Source organism: Rhodococcus sp. I2R, from assembly GCF_020889545.1.
GTDB lineage: Bacteria > Actinomycetota > Actinomycetes > Mycobacteriales > Mycobacteriaceae > Rhodococcoides.
In genome coordinates this window covers 1-1,398 of record NZ_JAHUTG010000070.1, presented here as the reverse complement: position 1 = coordinate 1,398, position 1,398 = coordinate 1, and the positions used below count along the sequence as shown (strand labels likewise).

At 60.1% G+C, this 1,398-nt stretch carries 2 protein-coding genes; both read right to left on the bottom strand.

Going from position 1 to position 1,398, the window contains the following annotated elements; all coding sequences use genetic code 11:
• Positions 1-429 precede the first annotated feature (429 nt).
• Positions 430-624 carry a three-helix bundle dimerization domain-containing protein gene (locus KVY23_RS24830; protein ID WP_075839960.1) on the bottom strand — a complete coding sequence of 65 codons (195 nt, stop codon included), beginning with the start codon at positions 622-624 and terminating at the stop codon, positions 430-432.
• Between the two features lie 413 nt (positions 625-1,037).
• Positions 1,038-1,398 (bottom strand): ATP-binding protein (locus KVY23_RS24825; protein WP_230558182.1); only part of this gene is annotated, 361 nt, incomplete at its 5' end.

The following is a 1,398-nucleotide window of genomic DNA, read 5'->3' as shown; positions in this document are numbered from 1 at the left end:
TGCGAGATGCCCTTCGTTGTGGCCGAATTTGATCCTCGAGAAATCTCATTCTTCCACTACGACAGGGCATTTCGTGTCTGCGACCCGCGCTTGGTCGCTACCGAATCGGTGCAACCAGGCTAACTAGGCCCCCACCACTGGGGGCCCTGCGGCTTGTCATCCAATGTGGCGGAGCCCGTCGGGTGGGACCTGCGGTTCGCCACTTGCCCACGATGCAACGTCGGTCGATTCTTCTCATCGGATCTGGCGGATTACTGATCCCCAACTCGCGTTGGTTCGAGAGGGAAATTTACCGACAGTGTCGATGATGGTGCAGGGACTCCGAACTGGTGGCCGATGACGCAGTTGTCTGGGTTCGAGGCGTGGGTCAACGACGAAGACTTCGATAGCTGAGAACGGCCTCTGCTGTTCGGGAACTGTGTGTGGTGATCAGCTACGTGGTCGCAGCGATGCCCGGGCATTGCGCTCGACGAGCAGCGGAACGAAATCACGGATCGAACGTCCCTCGAAACGAGCATGCTCGGCAGAGACTGCATCCTCGATCACCGGACGTGGAACGTCCGGGAATGCTGTGCCGAGTCGATCCCGCACAGCAGCGATATGGTCGTCTTCGGTGGTAGTCATCTTTTCAAGAATCCGCTCCGACGCCGCGCAGGTCAGGCGATCTCAAGCGATCGATGCACCACAGCTCCTGATCAGGGAAGTTGATGGTGTGTCGTGGGTGGAAGACCGCGTAAGTCTGATGAGGTCCGCGATAGTTTTTTCGCCATGATCGATTCCGGTGTGCCGAACCAGAAGGCCAGCGAAGCTCACGGTGTCACGCGAGCGACCGGTTATAAATGGCGCGATGAACGAGAGGGGATCGATCGCAGGAAACCGCGCGGGTCGGTGGGTCCGGCGTTGACTTGTCAATGGACATCGGGAAGTGCCCGTATGCGGACACGAAAACTGCCCGTGGGTGGTCAATAAGAACTGCCCAGTGGCGGACACGAATCTGCCCATTCGGGTGTGCCCGCCACCGGTGGAAGGGTGGTGTGTCAGGTCAAGGGTTTGACCCCCTGACCGTGCAGTGCTTGGGCGAGGCGGACCGAGTCGCCGCTGGTTTGGCACAGGTGTGCGTGGTGGAGGAGCCGGTCGACCGTCGCAGTGGCGAGGGTTTTCGGCATCAGTTCGTCGAACCCGCTGGGATGCAGGTTCGAGGAGATCGCGACGGATTTGCGTTCGTAGGCTGCTTCGACGATCCGGTAGAGCCCTTCGGCGGCATCGGTCCCCACTGGCAACAGCCCGACGTCGTCTATGACGACGAGTTCGGCGCGGACGATTTTCGCGATCGCTTTGCCGAGAGAATCATCGGAGCGGTGCGCGCGAACGAGGACACCGATTTGTTCGAGGGTGAAC